The following is a 20,118-nucleotide window of genomic DNA, read 5'->3' as shown; positions in this document are numbered from 1 at the left end:
ACCCCGCCGGAAAGGTCCGGCGAGGTAAATGTTACTAAACAGTTACGATTATGCGAGCGCTTGAAGACGCTTGTTCAGACGCGAGAATTTGCGCGCAGCAGTGTTCTTGTGCAGCACACCCTTGGCAACGCCACGCGCGATTTCCGGCTGCGCAGCGGCGAGCGCTTCGGCAGCGGCCGCCTTGTCGCCGGCGGTCAGGGCGGCTTCGACCTTCTTCACGAAGGTGCGGATGCGGCCCACGCGCGCACCGTTGATCTCTGCACGGCGCTCGTTACGACGGATGCGCTTCTTCGCTTGCGGCGTATTCGCCATTCGGTCTTGTTCCTGCTCGAAATGGGTGAGGCGCGGAAGCGAGCCCACGCCGGAAAGACGCGCCCCTTAACGGCTCCGGCGATTCGGGTCAACCGTTTCAGCGCTGGCATTTGCCGCAATAGAAGGTGGAACGCCCTGAATCTACGCGGCGCTGCACCGGCCGGCCGCAACTGCACGGTGCCCCTTCTCTGCCGTAGACGCGCCACTCCTTGGCGAAATAGCCCAGCTCGCCATCGGGGCGGGCATAGTCGCGCAGGGTGGAGCCGCCGGCACGAATCGCCGCCTCCAGCACCTCACGCACCGATGCCACCAGCTTCTCCAGCTTGGCCCGCGCGATCGAACCGGCCGGTTTGGTGGGGGCAATGCCCGAAAGGAACAACGCCTCGCATACATAGATATTGCCAAGCCCGGCCACGACGCGCTGGTCGAGCAGCAGCGCCTTAACCGGCGCGATCCGGTCACGAAACGCATCTACGAGATGCGCGGCGGTGAAATCCTCGCTTAAAGGCTCCGGCCCCAGCGCCTTGAACGCGGGCCAGCTGCCCAGCTCCGCCGTGGGTACCAGGTCGATCGAACCGAATCGCCGCGGATCGTTGAGCGCCAGACGGTGTCGCGCGGTCTCGATCACGACATGGTCGTGCTTGCCCAGCTCCGCCGGGTCGATCCGCCAGCGCCCCGACATGCCGAGGTGGAAGATCAGCGTGTCGCCGCGATCGGTATCGATCAGCCCGTATTTCGCGCGCCGCGAAAGGCCGGTGACCGCGGCACCGGTCAGACGCTGGCCCAGATCCACCGGGAACGGGCGGCGCAGGTCCGCGCGGTTCAGCAGCACGTGCTCGATCCGCTGCCCCTCCAACACGGGAGCCAGGCCGCGAACGGTGGTTTCTACTTCGGGAAGTTCAGGCATCTGGCCCTACAGCTAGGAAGTGCGGGGCGGAATGTCACCTGCCCCTCAGCCCCCTTGGTTTGGCCGTCGCGTGCGGCTAAGGCACCCCCATGCCCGATACCGTCTCCTTCGGTTACGAAGACGTCGCCCCTGAGGACAAGACCCGCCGCGTCGGCGAGGTGTTCTCGAATGTCGCCAGCAAGTACGACCTGATGAACGATGCCATGTCGGGCGGCATGCACCGGCTGTGGAAGGACCGTTTCGTCCGTCGGGTGAAGCCGCGCGCGGGCGAGCATATCCTCGACATGGCCGGCGGCACCGGCGACATCGCCTTCCGCATGGCCGAGAGCGGCGCCGCGATCACGGTTGCCGACATCAATCCGGAAATGCTCGCCGTTGGCGTCGAGCGCGCCGCGCAGCGCGGCATCGACGGGCTGGTGTGGACCGAGGCCAATGCCGAAACGCTGCAATTCCCCGATCGCTTCTTCGATGCCTATACGATCGCATTCGGCATCCGCAACGTGACCGACATTCCCAAGGCGCTCCGCGAGGCGCACCGCGTATTGAAGCGCGGCGGCCGCTTCTTCGTGCTGGAATTCTCGACCACCCAGTGGCCGGGTTTCGCCGAAATCTACGACGCCTATTCGCACAAGCTGGTCCCCAAGCTCGGCAAGCTGCTCGCGCAGGACGAGGACAGCTATCGCTACCTGATCGAATCGATCCGCCGCTTCCCCGACATGCCGAGCTTCGAGCGGATGATCGCCGAAGCGGGCTTCCGGCAGACCAAGGTGGAGCCATTGCTCGGCGGGCTCGTCGCGATCCACAGCGGCTGGAAGATTTGATGGGAGATCCCGTTCGATCCTCCCCGTGGAGGATCTGGGCATGACCGCGCCCGCCGTCCATCTCTGGCGCCTGCTCAAATGGGGCCGCATCCTCGCGCGCCACGGTGCGTTGCGCGGCATCGAGCGCGACGCCAACACGCCGCGTCCGGTGCGCCGCCTAGCCCGCATCGCCCGGCTGGGCGCCCGTGTGCCGGCCGTTCCCGCCTATGCCGATGCCTTCCAGGCGATCGGCCCGGCCGCGATCAAGCTCGGCCAGACGCTCGCGACGCGCCCCGATCTCGTCGGCGAGGAAGCCGCGCACGACCTGCTTCGCCTGCAGGACGCGCTGCCCCCCGTCCCCTTCGACATCATCCGCGAGCGGATCGAGACCAGCTATGGCCGCCCGCTCTCCGCGGTGTTCGCGGAAGTGGAGGAAAAGCCGATCGGCGCCGCTTCGATCGCCCAGGTCCACCGTGCGGTGACCACCGACGGCCGCCGCGTCGCGGTGAAGGTACTGCGCCCGGGTATCGAGAGCGACTTCGCCCGCGCGATCGACACCTATGAATGGGCCGCCGCCCAGCTCGAGGCCTATGGCGGCGAGGCGCGTCGCCTGCGCCCGCGCCTGGTGATCGAAAGCTTCAAGCGCTGGACGGTGCGCGAGCTCGACTTCCGCCGCGAGGCCGCCTCGGCTTCCGAACTCGCCGAAGCGATGACCGCCGAGCCGGACTTCATGGTCCCCCAGATCGACTGGCAGCGCACCACCGGCAAGGTGCTGACGCTGGAGTGGATCGACGGCATCAAGCTCAGCGACCGCGACGCGCTGGTCCGCGCCGGGCATGACATGCCGGGGCTGGCGGGCAAGCTGATCAAGGCCTTCCTCCGCCAGGCGATCGCCGAGGGCTTTTTCCATGCGGACATGCACCAGGGCAATCTGTTCGCGCTGCCGGACGGCCGCATCGCCGCGATCGACTTCGGCATCATGGGCCGGATCGACCGGCGTGCGCGGGTGTGGCTGGCCGAGATCCTCTATGGCCTGATCACCGGCGACTATAAGCGCGTCGCCGAGATCCATTTCGAGGCGGGCTATGTCCCCTCGCATCACAATGTCGCCGAGTTCGCCACTGCGCTGCGCGCCGTGGGCGAGCCGATGCGCGGCCTGCCGGTGAAGGAAATGTCGATCGGCGGCATGCTCGACGGCTTGTTCTCGATCACTCGCGACTTCGACATGATGACGCAGCCGCATCTGCTGCTGCTCCAGAAGACGATGGTGATGGTGGAGGGCGTCGCGCGCGGGCTCGATCCGGACATCAACCTGTGGGACGTCTCGGCGCCGTTCGTCCGCGAATGGATCCGCACCGAGCTGGGCCCAGAAGCCAAGGTCGCCGATCGGCTGATCGAGGATCTGCGGACCCTCGCCCGACTGCCGGAGCTGGTCCGCAACATCGAACGCCGCTTCCCTGCTCCCGGCGGGGCACCCCCGGAACCGCCGCTGCGCGAGATCCAGGTGGTGCGCGTCGGCGGCGGCTGGCGCTATGGGCTGGTGGCGCTGCTCGCGGCCGCCGTCGGCGTACTCGGAACGCTGCTGCTGGCATGATCCCGCGCACGCGCCGCGTGTGGACCGTCCACCCCAGCCGCTTCGCCGCCCTGTCGCGGAGCCGCGCCCGGCTGGCATGGCTCGCGGTGATCCTGGTCCTGCTTGCATCGCTGACGGCACTCGCCGTGCCCCCGCTGACCGGCACCGAAACTGGCGGCGATCACATCACCGATGTCGGGCTGTACGAACGTGTCGTCGCAAGCATGAAAGGCGGCGACGGCTATTATGTCGCGGCGAGCGATGCGATGCGCGCGGGCGGCTATCCGCTCTCGCCGTTCGTAACCGTGCGGCTGCCCGCGCTTGCGGTCGTGCAGGCGGCACTGCCCGGCTGGGCCAGCATCGCTCTGCTGCTCGCGCTGGCCACCGCCACTGCCGTTGCCTGGGCGACGCGCATCGGCGTCGCGCTCACCGGCATCGCTCCACGTGCAGTGTTGATGCTGCTGCTCGCGGCCTCCATGCTGGCGTTCTTCCAGCCTGCCATGGTGCTGTTCCACGAAGTCTGGGCGGGCCTGCTGGTCGCCTTGTCGCTTGTGCTGCGCCGCCCGGGTCGCGCGCTGGAATCGATCGCCCTCGCCTTGGCGGCAATGCTGATTCGGGAAACGGCCGCGCTCTATGCCCTCGTGATGCTCGCCTTTGCCCTGCGTGAGCGGGCGCGACGTGAGGCTGTGGGATGGATCATCGCGCTGCTTCTGCTCGCCGGCGTGCTGGTGTTGCATGCCCAGGCCGTAGCCGGTGTCACCGGCCCGCTCGATCCGGCATCGGCGGGTTGGACAGGGCTGAACGGCCCGGGCTTATTCCTCCAAGCCTTGCTTGCCGCCACCGCGCTTCAGGCACTGCCGGTAGCAGTCGGTGCGCTGCTGGTCGCCCTTGCGCTGATCGGCTGGGCAAGCTGGGACGATGCCCTGGGCTTGCGCACGTTCACGCTGCTGATCGCTTATGGCGCGGCTATCTCGATCTTCGCGCGGCTCGACAATTTCTACTGGGCGCTGATGATTGCCCCCGTGGCGCTGATCGGCCTAGTGTTCCTACCCGACGCGCTGGCGGACCTGTGGCACCGCGCGCTCGACAGACGCCGGATCAAGGTTACAACGGTGGTGCAATGAAGCGCATCCTGCTCATCGTCGGCGGGGGCATCGCCGCCTACAAGGCCTGCGAACTTGTCCGCTTGTGCCGCAAGGCCGGGATTGGCGTCACGTGCGTGCTGACAGAAGGCGGCCAGCATTTCGTGACGCCGATGACGCTCGCCGCGCTGTCCGAGAATCAGGTCTATACGACGCTGTGGGATCTGAAGGACGAGGCCGAGATGGGTCACATCCAGCTCAGCCGCCAGGCCGATCTAGTCGTCGTCGCGCCCGCCACTGCAGACCTGCTGGCGCGGATGGCCGGCGGCATCGCCAGCGATCTCGCAACCACTCTGCTGCTCGCGACCGACAAGCCCGTGCTCGCTGCCCCAGCGATGAACGTGCGGATGTGGAGCCACGCCGCCACCCGCCGCAACGTCGCCCAGCTGCGCGCCGATAGCGTCACCGTGCTGGAGCCCGACGAAGGTCCCATGGCGTGCGGCGAATATGGCCCCGGCCGCCTGCCCGAGCCCGAGGCGATCCTCTCCGCGATCCAGCAGGTGCTTTCGCCGGTGCAGCGGCTGGCTGGCAAGCACGTTCTCGTGACTGCAGGGCCGACGCACGAGCCGATCGACCCTGTGCGTTACATCGCCAACCGCTCGTCGGGGAAGCAGGGCTTCGCCATTGCCGGCGCGCTGGCGGTGCTGGGCGCGCGCGTGACCTTGGTCGCAGGGCCGGTGACGCTCCCCACGCCGGCGGGCGTCACCCGGATCAACGTGGAGACCGCGCGCGAGATGGCAGCCGCCGTCGAGGCCGCCCTGCCTGCTGATGCCGCCATCATGGTTGCCGCCGTAGCCGATTGGCAGGTTGAACCCGCTGCCCAGAAGTTGAAGAAGGGGGATGCCGCGCCGCTGCTGCATCTCGCCCAGAATCCTGATATTCTCGCCGGGGTGGCGCAGGGATCGCGCCGGCCGCGGCTCGTGGTGGGCTTCGCGGCGGAAACCGAACGAGTAATCGAACATGCCGTCGCGAAACGTACGCGCAAGAACGCGGACTGGATTGTCGCCAACGATGTTTCGGGCGATGTGATGGGGGGTGAAGCCAATGCCGTCCATCTCGTCACCGCGACCGGCGTCGAAAGCTGGGAGCGGGCGTCCAAGGCCGACGTCGCCCGCCGCCTCGCCGAACGGATCGCCGATGCGCTTTGAGGCTCTTCTACGCTACGAGCCTGCGCTCCCCTTCCGCTTGCGGGAGGGGTCGGGGAAGGAACTGACGTGGCAGAAGCGCGGAGAGGCCTCAGCCACTCCCGCAAGCGGAAGGGGGACGTGCGCTGCTAGGTTCGCCCTTCCGGCGCTTGCCGGTGTCGCCCTGCTCGCCAGCTGCACCACGCCCGTCGCGACGACGCACACTGCCGCTACGGTCGAGCCCGCGCTCAACCTCCACGCGCGCAATTTCGGCGCCGCGACTCCGAACGCGGTGCGCACGTTGGTCGTCGTCCTGCACGGCGATGGCGCACCGGAATCGCGCAGCGACCATTACCGCTTCGCCGAAGCGGCTACCCAGAGCATTCCCAACAGCGCCGCCGTCGCGCTGCTGCGTCCGGGCTATGGCGATGCCGCGGGCAACCGCTCGCCGGGTCAGGCCGGACTCGGTATCGGCGACGACTATACGCAGGAGCGGATCGACGCGATCGCCGAGTCGCTCGGCGTCCTGCGTCGCCGCTTCGCGTCCGCGCGGCTGATCCTGGTCGGCGATTCGGGCGGTGCGGCGATCGCCGCCGATATCGCCGGCATCCGCCCCGATCTGGTCGACGCGATGGTGCTGGTCGGCTGCCCCTGCGCGCTGCCCGAATGGCGCAAGGGCATGCAGAAGCAGCGCCAGGGCGCGGCTTGGGCGACGCCGGTCGCCAGTCTCGATCCGCTCAAGACCGCGGGCGGGGTGATGCCCGGCCTGCGCGCCGCCGTGCTGGTCGGCCTTGACGACAAGATCACGCCTCCGGCGCTGTCGCGCGCCTATGCGGAGGCCCTTGCGCTTCGCGGCATCGCTACCGATCTGCGGATCGTCCCCGGGCGGGGACATGATTTGCTCAACGATCCCGAAGTGCTGGCGGCTACCGTGCGGTTGGCGGCAGCACTTCCGATGAAAGGCTGACCTTGCTGCCGCCGATCCGCATCGCGATCCAACGCCTCTCCCATGGCGAGAATCTGCCGCTTCCCCGCTATGCCACCGACGGCGCCGCCGGCATGGACGTTGTCTCTGCAGAGGATGTTACGCTTCCGCCCGGCGGTCGTCACGCCGTCGCGACCGGCTTCGCGATGGCCATTCCGGCCGGCTTCGAGGTGCAGGTGCGCCCGCGCTCCGGTCTGGCGCTCAAGCATGGCGTCACTTGCCTCAACACGCCGGGCACGATCGACAGCGATTACCGCGGCGAGGTCAAGGTGATCTTGGCCAATCTTGGTGCGGAGGATTTCGTCATCGCGCGCGGCGATCGAATCGCGCAATTGGTGCCCGCCCCGGTCCAGCACGCCACGCTGGACGAAGTGACCAGTCTGGACGAGACGGCGCGGGGGGCCGGCGGCTTCGGCTCGACCGGCCGGTGATCCCCGCCGTTGCCTTGGCACTGGCGCTGAACAGCGCCCAAGTGCGGACGATCGATTGGCGCGCGCTTGCGCCGCTTCCCTATCGGTCCACACCGGTTATCACGCCGGAGATGCTCGCCTTCGTTGCCAATGAAGTAACGACGCGGAAATGTCCGCTGGCGATCGGGCCGGGCGTGACGCTCGCCCTGGACGTAGCCGTACTGGTCGATGCGCAGGATGGCATCCGCACCACGGTGCCTCGAGCGGTCCAGTGCCCGACCATCGAACAATATGCCGCAGCAATGGTGGCATCTTCCGCGCGCGGCAATCTGCTGCCGCGCATGGCAACCGCCGATCAATGGTATCGCGCCACCGTCACCTTCACCTGGCCCAGATGACGCTCTCCGACGAGGAGCTTGAGCGCTATGCCCGCCACATCGTCCTTCGCGAAATCGGCGGCGCAGGCCAGGCTAGGCTGAAGGCCGCGCGGGTACTGGTGATCGGTGCCGGCGGGATTGGCGCGCCTGCGATCCAGTATCTTGCCGCCGCCGGTCTTGGCGCGCTTACCATCGTCGACGACGATCGCGTTGATCGTTCCAATCTCCAGCGACAGGTGTTGTTCACCACCGCCGATGTTGGCGCAGGCAAGGCAGAAACAGCCGCGGCGCGCGTTGCCGGGATCAACCCGAACGTCGCCGTCACCGCCCATGCCCAGCGCCTGACTGCGGCCGAGGCCCCGGCGTTGATCGCCGGCCATGATGTCGTGCTGGACGGCACCGACAATTTCGCCACGCGCCTCGCCGTGGCCGATGCTGCGCTCGCGGCGCGCGTGCCGCTTGTCTCCTCGGCCGTCGCCGAATTTGAAGGCCAGCTCGGCACCTTTCGGGGTTGGGAGGCGGAGAAGCCCTGTTACCGTTGCTTCGTCGGGACGGATCCGGAGCGGGAAGGCGTGAGCTGCTCGGAGCAAGGCGTACTCGGCGCGCTTACCGGTATCCTGGGCAGCCTCGCCGCGCTGGAGGTGATCCGCGCGGTCGCGCCGTTCGGCGAGGATAGTGCCGGTAAGCTGCTGCTGGTCGATGCACTTGGCCTCCGCTTCCGCACGCTTCACCTACCCAAGGATACGGGGTGCCCTGCTTGCGGCACGGGAACGCTCCGGTAAGGAGAACGCGGCTACCGATTGGCGCGCCAGCAATCGACAGGAATCCGCACGATGCCCGAACCGACCGTTTCCGCCCCGCGCGTGCTCGTCACCGGATCGGCAGGTTTCATCGGATTTCACACCGCCAGTCGCCTGCTGCAGGCGGGCGCAACCGTACTGGGCGTCGACAATTTCTCTGATTATTACGACGTGGCGCTGAAAGAATCGCGCAACGCGATTCTGGCCAACCACCCAAGCTTCCAGCTGGCCCGGCTCTCGATCGAGGATCAGCCTGCGCTCGCCGCTGCCTGGGAGTCGTTTCGGCCCGATGTGGTGATTCACCTCGCCGCCCAGGCGGGCGTGCGGTTCAGCATCGAACAGCCGGCGAGCTATGTGGGTGCCAACATTGTCGGCACGTTCAATCTGCTCGAATTGGCGCGCCACCACCCGGTGCGTCACCTGCTCGTCGCCTCCACCAGTTCGGTGTACGGCGCCAACACCGAGATGCCGTTCGGCGAAACGCAGCGCACCGCGACGCCGATGAGCCTCTACGCCGCAACCAAGGGCGCCACCGAACTGATGGGCCACAGCTATGCCCATCTGTTTGGCACGCCGATGACATTTTTCCGCTTCTTCACGGTCTATGGGCCTTGGGGCCGGCCGGACATGGCGCTGTTCAAGTTCACCCGCGCGATCCTCGCGGGCGAGCCGATCGACGTTTACAATAACGGCAATATGGTGCGGGATTTCACGTTCATCGACGATCTCGCCGAAGCGATCGTGCGGCTGATCGATGCCGTGCCGGGGACTGTTCCGGTGGAAGGCGACAGCCTGTCGCCGGCGGCGCCCTTCCGCATCGTCAATATCGGCGCCGGCCGCCCGACCCCATTGATGGACTATATCGCCGCGCTCGAAAAAGCGCTGGGGCGGGAAGCAATCAAGAACTTCCTGCCGATGCAGGCAGGGGATGTGCACGCCACCGAGGCGTCGTCCGATCTGCTTCGCAGGCTCACCGGCTACGCCCCTTCTACCGCGCCGAACGAAGGCGTCGCCGCCTTCGTCCACTGGTATATGGAACAGTATCGGGACTGAAGCGGGGCGCCGGGTTCGCCGGCGCCCCTGCCCCATGACTCAACCGAGCGCACGCTCGGCAAAATCGCGCACCGCTGGCGCCAGATCCGGCCGCGAAAGCGCGACGGCGATGTTGGCGGTGATGAAGCCGGCCTTGTCGCCACAGTCATAGCGCGTGCCTTCGAAGGTCACGCCGTGGAACGGCTGGTCGCCGATCATCTGCTGCATCGCGTCGGTCAGCTGGATCTCCCCGCCGGCGCCCTTGCCCTGGTTCTCCAGGATCCGCATGACTTCCGGCTGCAGGATGTAGCGTCCGATCACCGACAGGTTCGACGGCGCGGTGCCCGGCGCCGGCTTTTCCACCAGCCCCTTCACTTCCGTGAGCGTGCCTTCCTGCGTGCCCGGGGTGATGATGCCATAGCGATGCGTCTGGTCGTCCGGCACGATCTCGGCGCAGATCAGGTTGCCGCCGACGCGGTTATAAGCATCCACCATCTGCTTCAGGCAGCCCGGCTTGCCGAACATGAAATCGTCCGGCAGCAGCACCGCGAACGGCTCGTCCCCCACGATGTCGCGCGCGCACCATACGGCATGGCCCAGGCCCATCGGCTCCTGCTGGCGAACATAGGCGATGTTGCCGGGCTTCAACCGGGTGCCGTCGAGCACCTCAAGCGACTTTCCGCGCGCGGTCATCGTCGCTTCCAGTTCGTACGCGATGTCGAAATGGTCCTCGAGCGCGGACTTGCCGCGACCGGTGACGAAGATCATCTGCTCGATCCCGGCCTCGATCGCCTCGTCCACCGCATATTGGATCAGCGGTCGATCGACGACGGGCAGCATCTCCTTCGGCATCGCCTTGGTGGCGGGCAGAAATCGGGTGCCGAGTCCCGCAACCGGGAAAACAGCCTTGCGCAGCGGCTTGATCGTCATAACCCCCTCAGAGCGAAAATTGGGTGCAGTGCGGCATAGCGATACGCCGCGAATGTGGCAAACGGTTGCTAAGGCCTATTCGTTCATCCGTCGCTTACGTTATGCTGACTGCATGGGGTGGGCACGAAAAAAGCTGTTCATTGTCTTTGGCACGCGGCCCGAAGCGATCAAACTCTTCCCCCTAATTCGGGCGTTAGCCGCCTATCCCGAATTGGAAGTCGTCACGTGTGTTACTGGCCAGCACCGGGGATTACTCGATCAAGTGCTTGGCATTGCCGGGATAAGACCGAACTTTGATCTCAACCTGATGGTGCACGGTCAGTCGCTCGATCAGCTTACCGCGCGACTGCTCCTCGGCATCGGCGAGGCGCTGGATGAGGCACGTCCCGACCGCGTGATCGTCCAGGGCGATACGGCAAGCGCCATGGCTGGGGCGCTTGCCGCCCAGTATCGGAAGATTGCGGTGAGTCATGTCGAGGCCGGTCTGCGCTCCGGCGATCTCCATCGCCCTTGGCCTGAGGAGGCGAACCGCCGAATCATTGGCGCTCTGGCCGATCAGCATTTCGCGCCCACCGAAGCTGCGGCGAGCGCCCTGCGCGCAGAGAATGTCCCTTCCGGTCGCATCCACATCACCGGCAACACGGTGATTGATGCGCTGGTGGAGATGCGGCGCCGCATCGCGGCCGATCCGTCGCTGGCAGCGGGGCTCGACGCGACAGCCCGGCGTTTCGCCGGCAAGCGGATCGTGTTGGTCACCACGCATCGGCGGGAGAATCTCGACGGAGGAATTGCAGGCATCGCGGCGGCGTTGCGGCGCATCGCCGCGCGGCCCGACATTGCCATTCTCTATCCCGTGCACCCCAATCCGGCGATTGGCGCGGCGTTGGATGCCCATCTGCCCGAACATCCCCGCATCGTTCGCACCGCGCCGCTCGACTACCTGCACTTCGTCCGCGCGCTGGAGATGGCGGACATCGTGCTCAGTGATTCCGGCGGCGTCCAGGAAGAGGCCCCGGCCCTGGGCAAGCCGCTGCTCGTCCTCCGCGACACGACGGAGCGCGCCGAAGGCCTTGCTGCGGGTACCGCGCGCCTGGTGGGCACCTGCACCGATCGCATCCACCGGGAAGTCACCCGGCTGCTGGACGATCCGGCGGCTTATGCCGCCATGGCGAAGGCCCACAATCCGTTCGGAGACGGCAACGCTGCGGCGCGCATTGCCGCGCTGATCCGCGCGGGATTCGAAGGCGAGCGTGCAAGCCATAACGACGCCGGCATCTCAGCCGCAGGCAGGGTGCGACTCGACGCGTGATCAGTGCGGCACGGCACCCAGCGCTACACCGGTCTTGTCGTGCAAGGCGAAGCGGTCAACCAGATCCGCACTGGCACGATTGAAGCCGACGAGTTCAACCTCCCGTCCGTCGCGACGCAACCTCGCCACGATCTTATCGAGGGCGCCGACGGCGGAGATGTCCCAGAAATGCGCGCCGCTCACGTCGATGCGCACGCGCTTTGCGCGGTCCTCCGCGTGGAAGGCGCGGGTAAACCGGTCGACCGAAGCGAAGAAGATTTCGCCCGCCACACGATAGGTTGCGTCCAAGCCGTCGCTGGAGACCGCCCGGTCGACCGAAAACATGCGCTGAACCTTGCCGGCGAAGAAGATGCCGGAAAGCAGCACGCCGGCCAGCACACCCATCGACAGATCCTGCGTCGCGACTACGACGGCCACCGTGGTCAGCATGACCACCGACGATGTTGGTGGGTGCCGGCGCAGGTTGGGGATCGAGTTCCAGCTGAAAGTTCCGATCGAAACCATGATCATCACCGCCACCAGCGCCGCCATCGGTATCCGTCCGACCAGCGGCCCCAGCACAGCGAGCAGGAACAGCAGAAATGCGCCTGCGGCAAAGGTGGAGAGCCGACTGCGCCCGCCAGAGGTGACGTTGATCACCGACTGCCCGATCATCGCACAACCGCCCATGCCGCCGAACAGCGCGGAGACGATGTTCGCCCCGCCCTGCCCGGCACATTCCTGGCGCTTGTCGCTTTCGGTATCCGTCATGTCGTCGACGATCTGGGCGGTCAGCAGCGACTCCAGCAGGCCTACCGCCGCCATCGTGACGGCATAAGGGAGAATGATCCGCAGCGTTTCGAACGTCAGCGGGATCTGGGGCAGCACGAAGCTCGGTAGCCCATCGGGCAGCTTCCCCATGTCGCCCACGGTATGGACGGGCAGGCCCAGACCGATGCTGATCGTGCTGAGAACGACGATGGCCACCAGGGGCGAAGGTAACGCCTTGGTCAGGCAGGGAAAGCCATAGATGATCGCCAGACCGCCAGCGACCATTGCATAGGTTTGCCAGCCGACGTTGGTCAGCTGGGGCAGCTGTGCGAGGAAGATCAGGATCGCCAGCGCGTTGACGAAGCCGGTAATCACCGATCGCGACACGAATTGCATGATGAGGTCGAGCCGGAGCAGCCCCGCAACGATCTGGATCAGGCCCATGAGGATGGTGGCGGCGAAGAGATAGTCGACGCCATGTTCCCGCACCAGCGGGCCAACCAGCACGGCGACCGCCGCGGTAGCGGCAGAGACCATGCCGGGGCGGCCACCGATCAGGGCGATCGTCATGGCGATCGCGACCGAGGCGTACAGGCCGACACGCGGATCCACGCCCGCGATGATCGAAAAGCCGATCGCTTCGGGAATGAGCGCGAGAGCGACGACGACGCCGGCCATAAGGTCGCGGCGCGCGCTGGCCACATCGGTGAACCATTGGCGCCGATAGGCAGAAAAGGTGAAAGTCATTGAAAATCCACAACAGAGCACGTGGCGCAGAACTGCGCATCGATATCGGTGCATGTTGTTGTCCGGCGGATCGGCGGCCGGAATAGCCACCCGGAATTGCACCGGGTCCTTGCGAATGCGCGGTCTGTAGACGCTTGCGGTGAGGGAAGCAACCGCCTCCACGGGCTGCCCTTGTTGCCCGCCGGCGCGCTGCGCTCTACCTCTGGCGCGTGAAGCTGCTTTCCTCCCTGTTCCGCTCCCGCTCGCCACGTGCCTTTGCACTGCCGCCGGATGTGCGGGCGATCGCGGTGGGCGATGTGCATGGCCGGCGCGACCTGCTCGTCCGGCTGCTGAACGAGATCGATGCGCTACGCACCGCCGATCCCCGCCGTGACGACCATCTGGTGTTCCTGGGCGACCTGATCGATCGGGGCCCCGATTCACGCGGCGTGCTCGATCTGCTGGTCGCCCGGCGGGCGAGCGATCCCGGCCTGACGATCCTCGCCGGCAACCACGAGGAGATGCTGCTGGCCATCCTCGACGGCGCCAGCGAGCATCTGGGCGAATGGCTGCGATTCGGCGGCCAGGAATGCATCGAAAGCTATGGTCTGTCGGCGGCAGACCTGATGGCGACCACTCCCGAAGAGGCGGTCGAGCGGCTGCGCGACGCGATCCCAGAACCTCACGTCGCGCTGATGCGGGAAATGCGCGATACGGTCGCGCTCGGCGACTATCTGTTCGTCCATGCCGGCATCCGCCCCGGCGTCGCGATCGAAGACCAGCAGGCGCAGGACCTGCGCTGGATCCGCGCTCCGTTCCTCACCAGCAGGGCGGATCATGGCGTAATGGTCGTCCATGGACACAGCATCAGCGAGGCGCCCGAAGAACGCCCGAATCGCATCGGCATCGATACCGGCGCTTATGCCAGCGGCCGGCTGACTGCCTTGTGCATCGATGGCGACGCGCGGCGCTTCCTGGCCGTCAGCAGCTGAATACGCACGAAAAAGCCCGCGAGCGGAACCGCGCGCGGGCTTTTCGATCTTGCGTCGTGTCCCGGCTTATTGGCCGGCAGCACCCGGCGGCATCGCGCCTTGCTGCTGCATCATCTGACGGATCACCGCAGCAGGAACCAGTTCTTCCATCTTCACGTCGAAGATCAGCACCTGATCCGCCAGCTCGTTCGCGGCGCCGGGCTCGGCCCCATAGCCCAGCTTCGGCGGCAGCCAGAAGCGATAGTGCGACCCCTTCTTCATCAGCTTCACGCCTTCGGTGAAGCCGGGGATCATCGGCTGGCCCAGCTGAAAACGCATCGGCGTCTTCGGCTGAAATTCCTTGCCGTCGCGCAGCACGCCGCGGATTTCCAGGACGACGCCGTCCTGCTCTTCCGGAGTGGCGCCACTGCCGGGCTCGATCACCTGATATTGCAGCCCCGATGCCGTGGTCTGCACGCCTGGCTGGCCTTTGTGCCATGCCATGAAGGCGTCGGCATCATAGCGGGAGACCACCGCGGTGCGCGTACCGCCCCAGGCGAGCGCGAACGCGACGGCGATCGCCGCCAGCACCCCCAACCAGATCCAGAGCTTGTAGCTGCCCTTGACGGGCTGGAGCGGAACGGCGGTAACCGACATGATCGGACTCCGGTAGGGGCATCGGCCCCGTCATGGAACATAGACAAAGACGACGAGCGCGATTCGCGCTCGTCGTACCGCAGCTTAGCGGGCGCTGTCGCGCTCGACGCGCTTGCGCTCCAGCTTGCGCGCGCGGCGAACCGCAGCCGCACGCTCGCGAGCGCGCTTTTCGCTGGGCTTTTCGTAGTGACGGCGGAGCTTCATCTCGCGATACACGCCTTCACGCTGCAGCTTCTTCTTGAGCGCCCGCAGCGCCTGGTCGACGTTATTGTCGCGAACGATGATTTGCATGAGGCCGTACAACTCCGATCAAAACTCAATAGAAAGGGGCCGCCGAAACCATAGTTACGGCGTCGAACGGGCCTCCTACCAGCGAGAAGGCGATTCTTCAAGCGAAAGCGTGCACCGCCGGCTGCGAGCCGCCGCTGTTGCATCAAAGCAACGCCGCTGTAGATTACACCAGATTGCAGGGCTGTAACCCGCTCGATAGATTCTGGCGGCACAAGCTCACCCATGATGCAGTCAGCCCTCGCCATGGATCTCGAAACCCGCCTTCTGATTGTCGATGACGACCCGGGGATCCGTGAACTCACCGCGGCATTCCTGTCGCAGCATGGCTATGTGGTCGACACCGCCGAGGACGCGACCACGATGCGGGCCGCGCTTGCCGAGAACGAATATGCGCTAATTGTTCTCGATCTGATGATGCCGGGCGAAGACGGCCTGTCGATTCTGCGCACCATGGACAGGGATGCGCGACCGGCGGTTATCTTCCATTCTGTGCTCAGCGACGATATCGATCGCATCGTGGGGCTGGAAATGGGCGCGGACGATTATGTCGCAAAGCCCGCCAATCCGCGAGAGCTGCTCGCCCGCATCCGTTCGGTGCTCCGCCGCTTCGCCAGTGCCCCGGCCGCATCGGTGCCGCAGGGGCGCACCTTTCTTCGCTTCGCCGGCTGGCGGCTGGATCCGCTGGGGCGGCAGCTTTATGATCCCGATGGCGTGCTCATCAACCTTTCCGATGGTGAGTTCCGCCTGTTGATCGCGCTGGTGGAGCGTCCGCGCCGGGTGCTGTCGCGCGACGCGCTGCTCGATCATTCGCGCGGGCCCCAGGCAGAGCATTTTGATCGTGCAATCGACGTCCAGATGAGCCGGCTACGCAAGAAGCTCGCACGGCCGAGCGACGACGAGCTGATCCGCACCATTCGCAACGAAGGCTATATGTTCGTGGCCGAAGTCACGACCAAGTGATCCGCAGGCCCGTTTCCATCGTCGTGCCGATGATGCTGTTCGCCATTACCTCGGCGGCGGTGGTGATGCTGGTGCAGTTCGCGATCGTGTTTCGCGGCCCTCCTCCAGGCTTCAGCCCCGTGCCGATCGCGCGGATCGCCGAGGCGCTGCGCACCGGTCGGGCGCCGACCGGCAACCCGGGCCATCCCATCCAGCTACGCTATGCCGCCGACGAATATTTCGGCCGTCGCGAGGAGCGCCCCTCGCCCGCACGCGATCGGTCGATCGCAGCACTGATCCCGCTCCCCGCCGATCAGGTGCGCGGTTATTATGAATGGCCGGTGCGCGATCCCGATCAGGATGTGCATGGCAGCTTCAGCATTGGCCGGCGAACCGACAAGGGCTGGCTGGTGGTATCGATCAGCCGCGCGCCGGCGCTGGGCCGCTGGCGGCTGGCGATCCTGCAATGGATGCTGATCACGCTGTTCATCCTCTCGTTGCTGGCCTGGGTGGCGGCGCGCCGGATATCGCGGCCGATTCGTAGTTTGGCCGAGGCGGCGAAGCGCGCGCGGCTGGGCGCTCCCGAAGCGATACCGCTGCACGGCCCGCGCGAGATCCGCGATCTGGGTCACGCGATGGAAGCGATGCAGACCCGCATCCTGCACCAGGCGGAGAATCGCACGGTGATGCTGGCCGCGATGGCGCACGATCTCGGCACCCCGTTGTCCCGCCTCGCTTTCTGGGTCGAACAATTGCCCGATGCCGCGCGCGATCGTGCCAATGCCGACATCGAAGAGATGCGCGGCATGCTTGCCGCCACGCTGCGCTTCAACCGCGATGATCGCGCCCATGGCGAAATGGTCCGGCTCGATCTCGGCAGCGTTGTCGAAAGCCTGGCCGATGATCTTTCCGCCGCCGGGCAAAACGTAACCGTCGACCCAGGCCCCCGCATGGTCGTGATGGGAGACGCGCAGGCGCTGCGGCGGCTGTTTGGCAATCTGGTCGAAAATGCGATTCGCTACGGCCAGGCCGCCGAAATCTCGTGGACCGTGGGACAGGGCTATGGCGAGATACTGGTTGACGATCATGGTGCGGGCTTCGATCTCGCGCGCGCCGATCAATTGTTCGCGCCGTTCGTCCGCGGTGAAAGCTCGCGAAACCGGGCGACGGGCGGCACCGGCCTCGGGCTCGCCATCGTCCGTTCGATCACCGAACTGCACGGGGGCGAGGTAACGCTCGCGAATCGGCCGGGTGGCGCCGGCGGGCGCGTTCGCGTCCGGATGCCGCTTGCAACCTGACGCAACACGCCGCGAAACGGCGACATCGGCAAGCAAACTCGCTCGATCAGTTCAGCCTTCATCACAGGAGGGCTGTTTTGAACGACCATCACGACCACGGACTCTTGCACGACCTGGAAGCAATGACCGCGCTTGCCAGCCGTCGTCGCGCGCTGCGCTGGTTCACCGGCGCGGGTACCGCTGTGGTGCTCGCCGCCTGCGACGGCAGCAGCTCCAGCGGCACCACCACCGCGACGGCCACCGCCACGCCCACGCCGACACCCACCGCCACCAGCACGCCCACGCCCACTCCGACGGCAACAGCGACCGGCAGCTGCGTGGCCGACCCGACCGAAACCAACGGCCCCTACCCGGCGGACGGCACCAATACCTCGTCGGGCCTCACATCCAACGCGCTCACGGCCAGCAATGTCGTGCGCAGCGACATCCGCCCCAGTTTCATCGGCAGCTCGACCACCGTGGCAGCGGGCGTCCAGCTCACTCTCACGCTTACCGTGGTAGACGTGAACAGCAGTTGCGGGCCGCTAGCCGGCTATGCGATCTATCTCTGGCATTGCGATCGGAACGGCAAATACTCGCTCTATGACCTGCCGAACGAAAGCTATCTGCGCGGCGTGGGCGTCACCGATGCAAACGGCCAGGTGACCTTCACCACGATTTTCCCCGGCTGCTATGCCGGGCGCTGGCCGCACATCCACTTCGAGGTGTTCTCCAGCCTGGCCACCGCCACCAGCGGCAGATACGCAACGCTGATCTCGCAGTTGGCGATGCCGTCCGCCATCTGCTCGACGGTATATAGTACCGCCAGCGGATATAGCAGCAGCCTGACGAACCTGTCCGGCGTCTCGATCGCCCGCGACAACGTGTTCGGCGACAACAGCGCCGCCCAGATTGCCCAGCAGACGCCGACGATGAGCGGCAGCGTCGACGCGGGGTACACGGCAACGGGAATTATCGGAATCGCGCGTTAGAAGCGCGCGGTCTGCGTCGCTCGCCGAGGGGTACGTCCCCCTGCGCGCGCCTTTCCGGCGGGCGACGCTCTGCTATAGACCGGGCATGGCCGATGCTTCCGATGCACCGCTCGATCGCGGTACCCGCCTCCGTTCGATCCTGGGCGGCTCCGCCGGCAATCTGGTCGAATGGTATGACTGGTATGCCTATGCCGCGCTCGCGTCTTATCTCGCGCCGCATTACTTCGCGCCGGGCACTGCCCAGACTTTAAACGCCTGGATCGTGTTCGCGATCGGCTTCTTCATGCGGCCGATCGGCGGCTGGCTGATGGGTGTCTATGGCGATCGCCATGGGCGCAAGGCGGGGCTCAGCCTCTCCGTGACGCTGATGTGCGCAGGCTCGCTGGTGATCGCACTCACCCCCGGCTATGACAGCATCGGCTGGGGCGCGACCGCGGCGCTGGTGGTGGCGCGACTTCTCCAGGGCCTGTCGCTCGGCGGCGAATATGGTGCCAGCGCCACCTATCTTTCCGAAATGGCCGGGAGGCGCCACCGCGGCTTCTTCTCCAGCTTTCAATATGTCACGCTGATCTCGGGGCAGCTTACCGCGCTGCTCGTCCTGTTGGGGTTGCAGGCGGTGATGCCGGAAGCGGCGCTGCGGGAATGGGGGTGGCGCCTGCCGTTCGCGCTGGGCGGCGTGCTGGCGCTGCTGGTCTATTGGCTCCGCCGCCGCTTGGCGGAGACCCCCAGCTTCGCCCAGCGAGATCGCCAGGCGGCGTCCGGCTTCTTCACGCTGTTCCGCCAGCACCCGCGCGAAGCCGGACTGGTGCTGCTGCTCACCGCCGGCGGCACGCTCGCCTTCTATGCCTACACCATCTATCCGATCACGTTCCTGCGAAACACCGCGGGCCTTTCCGACGCGGTGACCACGCGGGTGAACACGGCGGCGCTGTTCGTCTTCATGCTCGTCCAGCCACTGGCGGGCGCACTATCCGATCGCATCGGCCGCAAGCCGCTGATGATCGGCTTCGGCATCCTCGGCGTGGCGTTCACCTATCCCATCTTCGTCGCGATGGAGGGAGTTCGCGACGGCATGTCTGCCTTCTGGCTGATGGTCGCAGCGCTGCTGATCGTCACCGGCTACACCTCGATCAACGCCGTGGTGAAGGCGGAGCTGTTCCCTGCCCATATCCGCACCTTGGGAGTGGCGCTGCCCTATGCGCTGGCCAATGCCCTGTTCGGCGGGACGGCGCCATCCGTCGCCCTGTGGTTCAAGCATCAGGGCTGGGAGCGCGGATTCTACTGGTACGTCACGGCGATGATCGGCATTTCGCTGGTCGTGTATGTGGTGATGCGCGACACTGCACGGCACAGCCGTATCGCCGAAGACTGATGAGCGAGCGGCAATGCGCCTCAGCCGATCACCGTTCCTTCGCGCCCGGCGAGCACGCGGCCGATTGAATCGAACAGAGCATCCATCGCGACCGGCTTGAACAGCACATCGTCCGCACCGGTGGCGAGGCAGCGCTCCCGCAGGTCCAGCGCGGTGTCTGCGGTCACGACGATGATCGGCAGCGTCGCCTTGCAATCGCCTCTGCCGCGGATCCGGCGAATCGTCTCGAATCCATCCGTGCCCGGCATGCGGAGGTCGACCAGAACGATGTCGAAGGTTTCAGCGTCGATTCGGGCAAGCCCCTCCTCCGCCCAAGCCGCTTCCGCCATCGTGGCGCCCGCTACATCGAGCATGTCCTTGACGACCCGTCGGTTCATGGGATCATCCTCGATGAAGAGGATGTTCATCGGGCCTTGCCCATCCCGGTGTCCACGCGTGTTGC

Annotated in this window: 22 protein-coding genes and 1 other annotated feature; of the genes, 15 read left to right on the top strand and 7 right to left on the bottom strand. The window is 66.2% G+C overall.

Annotated elements, in window-relative coordinates; genetic code table 11:
- Positions 1-48 precede the first annotated feature (48 nt).
- Both rpsT and mutM read right to left on the bottom strand, forming a co-directional pair.
- Positions 49-312, bottom strand: a complete 264-nt coding sequence (gene rpsT, locus B215_RS0105425; RefSeq protein ID WP_019368621.1) for a 30S ribosomal protein S20 — start codon at positions 310-312, stop codon at positions 49-51.
- Positions 313-409: 97 nt separating this feature from the next.
- Complete coding sequence (mutM, locus tag B215_RS0105420) at positions 410-1,219, bottom strand: bifunctional DNA-formamidopyrimidine glycosylase/DNA-(apurinic or apyrimidinic site) lyase (RefSeq protein WP_019368620.1); 810 nt, start codon at positions 1,217-1,219, stop codon at positions 410-412.
- 89 nt (positions 1,220-1,308) lie between these two features.
- On the opposite strand from mutM, the gene ubiE reads away from it, so the two are divergent.
- Genes ubiE through B215_RS0105375 form a run of 9 tightly spaced genes read left to right on the top strand, consistent with a single transcriptional unit; the run spans position 1,309 to position 9,483 of the window.
- The gene (gene ubiE, locus B215_RS0105415; protein ID WP_019368619.1) at positions 1,309-2,040 is read left to right on the top strand and encodes a bifunctional demethylmenaquinone methyltransferase/2-methoxy-6-polyprenyl-1,4-benzoquinol methylase UbiE; all 732 of its coding nucleotides are present in this window, start codon (positions 1,309-1,311) and stop codon (positions 2,038-2,040) included.
- 40 nt (positions 2,041-2,080) lie between these two features.
- Positions 2,081-3,613 carry a 2-polyprenylphenol 6-hydroxylase gene (ubiB, locus tag B215_RS0105410; RefSeq protein ID WP_026008979.1) on the top strand — a complete coding sequence of 511 codons (1,533 nt, stop codon included), beginning with the start codon at positions 2,081-2,083 and terminating at the stop codon, positions 3,611-3,613.
- Positions 3,610-4,716, top strand: a complete 1,107-nt coding sequence (locus tag B215_RS0105405) for a hypothetical protein (RefSeq protein ID WP_019368617.1) — start codon at positions 3,610-3,612, stop codon at positions 4,714-4,716. The genes ubiB and B215_RS0105405 overlap by 4 nt, the downstream gene beginning before the upstream one ends.
- Entirely contained in the window at positions 4,713-5,882 is a 1,170-nt protein-coding gene (gene coaBC, locus B215_RS0105400; protein ID WP_019368616.1) for a bifunctional phosphopantothenoylcysteine decarboxylase/phosphopantothenate--cysteine ligase CoaBC, read from the top strand. The genes B215_RS0105405 and coaBC overlap by 4 nt, the downstream gene beginning before the upstream one ends.
- The gene (locus B215_RS0105395) at positions 5,872-6,825 is read left to right on the top strand and encodes an alpha/beta hydrolase (RefSeq protein ID WP_192813032.1); all 954 of its coding nucleotides are present in this window, start codon (positions 5,872-5,874) and stop codon (positions 6,823-6,825) included. The genes coaBC and B215_RS0105395 overlap by 11 nt, the downstream gene beginning before the upstream one ends.
- 2 nt (positions 6,826-6,827) lie before the next feature.
- Positions 6,828-7,274: a dUTP diphosphatase gene (gene dut / locus B215_RS0105390; RefSeq protein WP_019368614.1), complete on the top strand. Its 447-nt coding sequence runs from the start codon at positions 6,828-6,830 to the stop codon at positions 7,272-7,274.
- The gene (locus tag B215_RS0105385) at positions 7,271-7,651 is read left to right on the top strand and encodes a hypothetical protein (protein ID WP_019368613.1); all 381 of its coding nucleotides are present in this window, start codon (positions 7,271-7,273) and stop codon (positions 7,649-7,651) included. Before dut ends, B215_RS0105385 begins: the two co-directional genes overlap by 4 nt.
- Complete coding sequence (locus B215_RS0105380; RefSeq protein ID WP_019368612.1) at positions 7,648-8,412, top strand: HesA/MoeB/ThiF family protein; 765 nt, start codon at positions 7,648-7,650, stop codon at positions 8,410-8,412. Before B215_RS0105385 ends, B215_RS0105380 begins: the two co-directional genes overlap by 4 nt.
- A gap of 51 nt (positions 8,413-8,463) precedes the next feature.
- Positions 8,464-9,483 carry an NAD-dependent epimerase/dehydratase family protein gene (locus B215_RS0105375; protein WP_019368611.1) on the top strand — a complete coding sequence of 340 codons (1,020 nt, stop codon included), beginning with the start codon at positions 8,464-8,466 and terminating at the stop codon, positions 9,481-9,483.
- Between the two features lie 39 nt (positions 9,484-9,522).
- On the opposite strand, the gene galU is transcribed toward B215_RS0105375, so the two are convergent.
- A complete protein-coding gene (gene galU, locus B215_RS0105370) occupies positions 9,523-10,392 on the bottom strand; it encodes a UTP--glucose-1-phosphate uridylyltransferase GalU (protein WP_019368610.1) in 870 nt (289 codons plus the stop codon).
- 112 nt (positions 10,393-10,504) lie between these two features.
- Between galU and wecB the strand changes: the two genes are divergently transcribed.
- Positions 10,505-11,701, top strand: coding sequence for a non-hydrolyzing UDP-N-acetylglucosamine 2-epimerase (gene wecB, locus B215_RS19595; RefSeq protein ID WP_082664508.1), 1,197 nt, complete (start codon positions 10,505-10,507; stop codon positions 11,699-11,701).
- Here wecB and B215_RS0105360 read toward each other — a convergent pair whose 3' ends face one another.
- Complete coding sequence (locus tag B215_RS0105360; RefSeq protein ID WP_019368608.1) at positions 11,702-13,198, bottom strand: SulP family inorganic anion transporter; 1,497 nt, start codon at positions 13,196-13,198, stop codon at positions 11,702-11,704.
- A gap of 56 nt (positions 13,199-13,254) precedes the next feature.
- Positions 13,255-13,310: a sequence feature (sul1 is cis-regulatory element that is thought to sense ions involved in sulfur or methionine metabolism; They are found in Alphaproteobacteria), on the bottom strand.
- 97 nt (positions 13,311-13,407) lie between these two features.
- On the opposite strand from B215_RS0105360, the gene B215_RS0105355 reads away from it, so the two are divergent.
- Positions 13,408-14,169, top strand: coding sequence for a metallophosphoesterase family protein (locus B215_RS0105355; RefSeq protein WP_019368607.1), 762 nt, complete (start codon positions 13,408-13,410; stop codon positions 14,167-14,169).
- 66 nt (positions 14,170-14,235) lie between these two features.
- On the opposite strand, the gene B215_RS0105350 is transcribed toward B215_RS0105355, so the two are convergent.
- Positions 14,236-14,805 carry an FKBP-type peptidyl-prolyl cis-trans isomerase gene (locus B215_RS0105350; protein ID WP_019368606.1) on the bottom strand — a complete coding sequence of 190 codons (570 nt, stop codon included), beginning with the start codon at positions 14,803-14,805 and terminating at the stop codon, positions 14,236-14,238.
- Positions 14,806-14,889: 84 nt separating this feature from the next.
- A complete protein-coding gene (gene rpsU / locus B215_RS0105345; protein WP_019368605.1) occupies positions 14,890-15,096 on the bottom strand; it encodes a 30S ribosomal protein S21 in 207 nt (68 codons plus the stop codon).
- 222 nt (positions 15,097-15,318) lie between these two features.
- Between rpsU and B215_RS0105340 the strand changes: the two genes are divergently transcribed.
- From B215_RS0105340 to B215_RS0105325, 4 genes are all read left to right on the top strand, one after another.
- Positions 15,319-16,056 carry a response regulator gene (locus B215_RS0105340; RefSeq protein WP_019368604.1) on the top strand — a complete coding sequence of 246 codons (738 nt, stop codon included), beginning with the start codon at positions 15,319-15,321 and terminating at the stop codon, positions 16,054-16,056.
- Positions 16,053-17,333 (top strand): sensor histidine kinase, encoded by a 1,281-nt coding sequence (locus B215_RS0105335; RefSeq protein WP_026008977.1) that lies wholly within the window; start codon positions 16,053-16,055, stop codon positions 17,331-17,333. Before B215_RS0105340 ends, B215_RS0105335 begins: the two co-directional genes overlap by 4 nt.
- 122 nt (positions 17,334-17,455) lie before the next feature.
- Positions 17,456-18,304, top strand: coding sequence for an intradiol ring-cleavage dioxygenase (locus B215_RS0105330; RefSeq protein WP_050990135.1), 849 nt, complete (start codon positions 17,456-17,458; stop codon positions 18,302-18,304).
- 85 nt (positions 18,305-18,389) lie between these two features.
- Entirely contained in the window at positions 18,390-19,676 is a 1,287-nt protein-coding gene (locus B215_RS0105325; RefSeq protein WP_019368601.1) for an MFS transporter, read from the top strand.
- Positions 19,677-19,696: 20 nt separating this feature from the next.
- Here B215_RS0105325 and B215_RS0105320 read toward each other — a convergent pair whose 3' ends face one another.
- Positions 19,697-20,083, bottom strand: coding sequence for a response regulator (locus tag B215_RS0105320; RefSeq protein WP_019368600.1), 387 nt, complete (start codon positions 20,081-20,083; stop codon positions 19,697-19,699).
- Positions 20,084-20,118: the final 35 nt, after the last annotated feature.

The organism is Sphingomonas sp. ATCC 31555 (genome assembly GCF_000282895.1).
Lineage (GTDB): Bacteria > Pseudomonadota > Alphaproteobacteria > Sphingomonadales > Sphingomonadaceae > Sphingomonas.
This window is presented reverse-complemented; position numbering and strand designations above follow the sequence as displayed.